This window comes from Streptomyces sp. NPDC007901 (assembly GCF_042959465.1).
Lineage (GTDB): Bacteria > Actinomycetota > Actinomycetes > Streptomycetales > Streptomycetaceae > Streptomyces.
Genome location: NZ_JBIBKW010000072.1, coordinates 1 through 5,266, shown reverse-complemented (window position 1 = coordinate 5,266; position 5,266 = coordinate 1). Strand labels below are relative to the sequence as shown.

Below are 5,266 nucleotides of genomic sequence, written 5' to 3'. Positions count from 1 at the left end.
GCCCAAACAACTCCACAACCGAACCACACCCAAAGTCCTCCACCACCCCCTGCCCCAACCCCGCCAACCGACCCCGCTCCCCACCCGCAAGAATCCGCACATCGCGGAGCGGTGTCTCTGTGTCCTGCTCCAGAGCGGTGACCAGGTGTTCCGTGGCGGCGCACAGCATGTCGCACACGCGCTCGGGATGGACCGGTGCAACCGCGTCCACGGTCACGGCGAAACCGGTGCCGATGTCGTCGACTGCCACGACCAGGGGGTAGCTGGTGCGGTTGCGGGAGTAGACCGTGCTGATGCCTTCGGCCGACGCCTCGCCGTCCTGGGCGGGACGCCTGCTGTGCCTGAAGTTGAAGATTGATGTGAACAGCGGGGCCGGCGCCGTCACTGCGCTCATTTGCTGGGCCAGGGCCAGCACCGCGTGCTCGTGCGCCATGAGGTCCGCCAGTTGGGAGTGCATCCCGGTGACGGCGGCCGCCACGCCGGTCGCGGAGACGTCGACGCGCACGGGCAGCGTGTTGATGAAGGGTCCTGGTACGCGATCGGCGGCGGAGTTCATGCGTCCCAGCAGGACCGTACCGAACACCACGTCGCCACGGCCCGCCGCCGTCGCCAGTACTCGGGCCCACGCCACGTGGAACAGCGTTGCGGCGGACACGCCGAGCACGCGCGCCCGCTCCCGTACCCGGGCGGCCAGGGCGTCGTCGAGCGTCAGCCGTCCCTGACTGACTTCCGCGGCGTCGCCGAGGACGTCCGTCAGCCCGAACGGGGCGGTCGTCTCGGTGACGTCTCCCAACAGAGCCCTGAAGTAGTCCTCGTGCTCCTCGCGGGAGGTACCCAGCTGGGCCGCGGCCACGAAGTTCCGGAACGGGAGCGGCTCCGGCAGGCGGTCGGTTTCGCCGCGCAGGATGGCCGAGATGTCGTCGAGGACGACTTCCCAGCCGGTGTGGTCCTGGAGCATGTGGTGCATCTGGAAGAGCGCCAGCCAACGACCGGTTCGCGGCTCCTCGGCCACGTACGTCCGCATGAGCGGCGCTCGGGACAGGTCGATACGCGCGGGGGCCTGAGCCAGGAGCCCGGACATCGCGTCTTCGCCACCGTCCAGGGTCACTTCCACCACGGGGATCTCGACTCGCCGGCACACCACCTGAACCGGTGCGCGAAGGCCCTCCGAGACGATCGCGGTGCGGTAGATGTCGTGCCGGTCCACCACCTGCCGGAGTGCGTCGAGTACCGCGTCCAGACGCTCTCGCGAGTCGAAGGCGACCATGCTCGGTTCCAGGTAGACGTCGTCACCGCCGTCGGCCAGCAGGTAGTGGAAGTGCATGCCTTCCTGGAGGGGGGCCAGCGGGTAGATGTCCGCCACGTTCGCGGCACCGCCCGGAACACGGGCGCAGATCAGATCGATCTCGTCCTGACCGAGATCGACCAGCGGCAGCATCTCCGGACGGATCTCGGTGGCACCCGCGGGAATCAGGTTCGGGGGGACCGCGACGCGCTCGGCACCGACGGCGGCCGCCATGGCAGCGGGAGTCGGGGTGGTGAAGAGGGTGCGGGCGGGCAGTTCGGTGTCGAGGAGGGTACGGACGCGGTTGAGCAGCCGGGTCGCGAGCAGGGAGTGACCGCCGAGTTCGAAGAAGTTGTCGTCGACGCCCACCCGGTCGAGGCCCAGGACCTCGGCGAAGGCGGCGCAGAGGATCTCCTCGGCCGGTGTGGAGGGCTGACGGTGAGACGTGCTGACGGAGGTCGGAGCGGGCAGGGCGGCGCGGTCGAGCTTGCCGTTCACCGTCAACGGCAACTCATCCAGCACCACCACCGCCGACGGCACCATGTAGTCGGGAAGGCGGGTGGCAACCAACTCCCGCACCGCCCCTGACAGATCGCCAACGGCATCCGGCCCAGGCACCACATACGCCACCAGACGCCGATCACCAGGGGTGTCCTCACGGGCGACGACGGCGGCCCGGGCCACGCCGGGGTGCGCGGCCACCACGGCCTGCACCTCACCCGGCTCGATCCGGAACCCACGGATCTTCACCTGATCATCCACACGCCCCACGAACTGCAACTGCCCCTGCACGGTCCACCGCACGACGTCTCCCGTGCGATACAACCGGCTGCCGTCCGTCTCGAAGGGATCGGCTACGAACCGCTCCGCCGTCAACCCCGCCCGCCCCACATACCCCCGCGCCACCTGCACCCCACCGATGTACAACTCACCCGCCACACCCACCGGCACCGGCTGCAGGAACTCATCCAGCACCACCAGACGCGTATTCGCCACCGGCGCACCCATCGCCGGCACACCACCATCCACCGTCACCTCGCCCGAGGTGACCATCACCGTCGCCTCCGTCGGCCCGTACGTGTTCACCAACCGCCGCCCCGCACCCCACACCTCGGCCGCCCGAGCCGACAGCACCTCACCACCCACCACCAGACGCGACACCCCGGACCACGCACCCGCATCCACCACCCCCAACAGCGACGGCACCACCGACGCCGCCTCCACCCCCGCCCGCCGCACCAACCCCGACAACAGCTCCATATCGGCGCGCTCGTCCGCCGAGGCGACCACCAGCGTCCCGCCCCCGCACAACGTCACCACCAGGTCGAACACCGACGCGTCAAAACCCACCGCCGCGAACTGCAACACCCGCGCACCCTCACCCACAACAGGCCCGAACACAGACGCCAGATTCACCAGCCCCCCATGCGTGACCTGCACACCCTTCGGCACACCCGTCGACCCCGACGTGAACATCACATACGCCAACTGACCCGGCACCACAGACACCTCCACCGGCGGCACCCCCTCCACCACCACCGGACCATCCACCTCCACCACACGCACCCCGCCCACCGACAGCCCATCCGCCACCGGCCCGGCGCCGATCACCACCGACGCCCCCGCGTCCGCCGCCATGAACCGCAACCGCTCCACCGGAAGCTCCACATCCAACGGCAGATACACACCACCCGCCTTCCACACCCCCAGCACCGCCACCACCCACTCCACACCCCGCGGAACACACACCCCCACCACCGACTCCGCCCCCACACCCAAACTCCTCAGATGCCGCGCCAGCCGATCCGCCCGCACCTCCAACTCCCCATACGACAGCTCGACATCCCCACACATCACAGCCACCGCGTGCGCGTTGCCGGCCGCACGCGCAGTGATCAGCTCGTGCACTCCGGTGAACCTCGGTCGGCCGGCCAGTGCCTGACCGCGGCCGGCCGTGCCCATGATCTCGACGCGTCGAAGCTGGGTGTCAGGGGCCTGTTCGAGTGCGGTGATCAGGTTGGCCGTGGTGTTGTGCAGCAGTTCGCACAGCTGGCGGGGATCCGCCGGCGACACGGCTTCGACGGTGATGGTGAGGCCGGTGCCGAGATCGTCGACGGCGACGTCCACCGGGAAGTTGGTGCGCTGCCGGGTGTATATCCGCTCGGCGCCCTGGATCCGCGCAGCGCCGTTGCGCTCGTCGGCGCGGCTGCTGTGCCGGAAGTTGAACATGGACGTGAACAGGGGGGCGGTGGCCGGGACACCGCTCGCCTTCTGGGCCAGCGCGAGCGGCGCGTGCTCGTGTACCAGCAGCTCGGCTAGCTGGGCCTGCATCGCCGCGACGGCGTCGCCCACGCTCGCCCCGCTCACGCGAACGCGTACGGGAAGCGTGTTCATGAACGGGCCGGGAGTGCGGTCGGCTCCGGCACCGGCATTCATCCGTCCGAAGATCACGGTGCCGAACACCACGTCGCTACGGCCCGCCACCGTCGCCAGTACCCGCGCCCATGCCACATGGAACAACGTCGCCGGGGACACGCCGTGCGCCCGAGCCTGCTCGCGTACCCGCCGGACCAGGCCGTCATCGACCGCCATCCGGAACTGGCCGGCTTCCTGACCGTCGCCGAGAACGTCGGTGAGGCCGAACGGCGCTGTCGTCTCGGTGACGTCGCCGAGCAGGGTCCTGAAGTACTCCTCGTGCTCGTCACGGGAGGTGCCGAGGCGAGCGGTGGCCACGAAGTTCCGGAACGGCTGAGCGGTCGGCAACCGGTCGCCCTCGCCACGGAGGATCGCCGCGATCTCGTCCAGGGCCAGATCCCAGCCCAGGTGGTCCTGGAGCATGTGGTGCATCTGGAACAGCGCCAGCCAGCGGCCGTTTCCGGGTTCCTCGGCGACGAAGACCCGAAGCAGCGGTCCCCGTTCCAGGTCGATCCGCGCACCCGCCGAGGCCAGGAGTTCGACGATGGGGTCGGCTCCGCCGGACAGCGTGACGTGCGTCGTCGGTATCGCCGCCGTACGCTGCACCACTTGCACCGGGTCGCTCAGACCCTGCCAGACGATCGCGGTGCGGTAGATGTCGTGCCGGTCCACCACCTGCTGCAGTGCGTCGAGCACCGCGTCGAGGCGGTCGCGGGAATCGAAGGCGATGACCGTGGGGCGAAGGAAGACGTCACCGCTCTCGTCGGTGGACATCAGGTAGTGGAAGAACATGCCTTCCTGGAGGGGGGCCAGCGGGTAGATGTCCGCCACGTTCGCGGCACCGCCCGGAACACGGGCGCAGATCAAGTCGATCTCGTCCTGGCGGAGTTCGACCAGCGGCAGCATCTCCGGACGGATCTCGGCGGCGTCCTCGGGGATCAGCTTCTGCGGCACTTCCACCCTCGTTCCGTCGGCGGCCGCCGCAATGCCGGCGGGGGTCGGGGTCGTGAAGAGTGCCCGGACGCTCGCCGGTACGCCGCGCTCCCGCAGGCGCTCGACCAGCGAGACGGCGAGGAGCGAGTGTCCGCCGAGCTGGAAGAAGTCGTCGTCCGCGCCTACGTGTTCAAGTCCGAGCACGTCGGCGAAGACGGCACACAGCAGTTCCTCGCGCGGGTTGGAGGGGGCACGGCCGGACGTCGAGGCCGTCATGTCCGGGGCGGGCAGGGCGGCTCGGTCCAGCTTGCCGTTCGGCGACAACGGCAACGTCTCAAGGCTCACGACGGCGGACGGAACCATGTGTTCCGGCAACCGCCGCGCGACGAACTCCCGCACCAGTCCGGACAGTTCCGCATCAGCGTCCGGTCCCGGTACGACATAGGCGACCAAGCGGCTTCCGCCGGGGCCGTCCTCGCGGGCGATGACGGCGGCCTGGGCGACACCGGGGTGCCCGGCCACCACGGCCTGCACCTCACCCGGCTCGACCCGGAACCCACGGATCTTCACCTGATCATCCACACGCCCCACAAACTGCAACAAACCATCCCCACGCCACCGCACCACATCCCC

General features: G+C 69.5%; 1 protein-coding gene. It reads right to left on the bottom strand.

Annotated features, from left to right (window positions below):
- Positions 1-5,215 (bottom strand): amino acid adenylation domain-containing protein (locus ACFZDK_RS55505; RefSeq protein WP_390986988.1); only part of this gene is annotated, 5,215 nt, incomplete at its 3' end.
- Between the last annotated feature and the right edge of the window lie 51 nt (positions 5,216-5,266).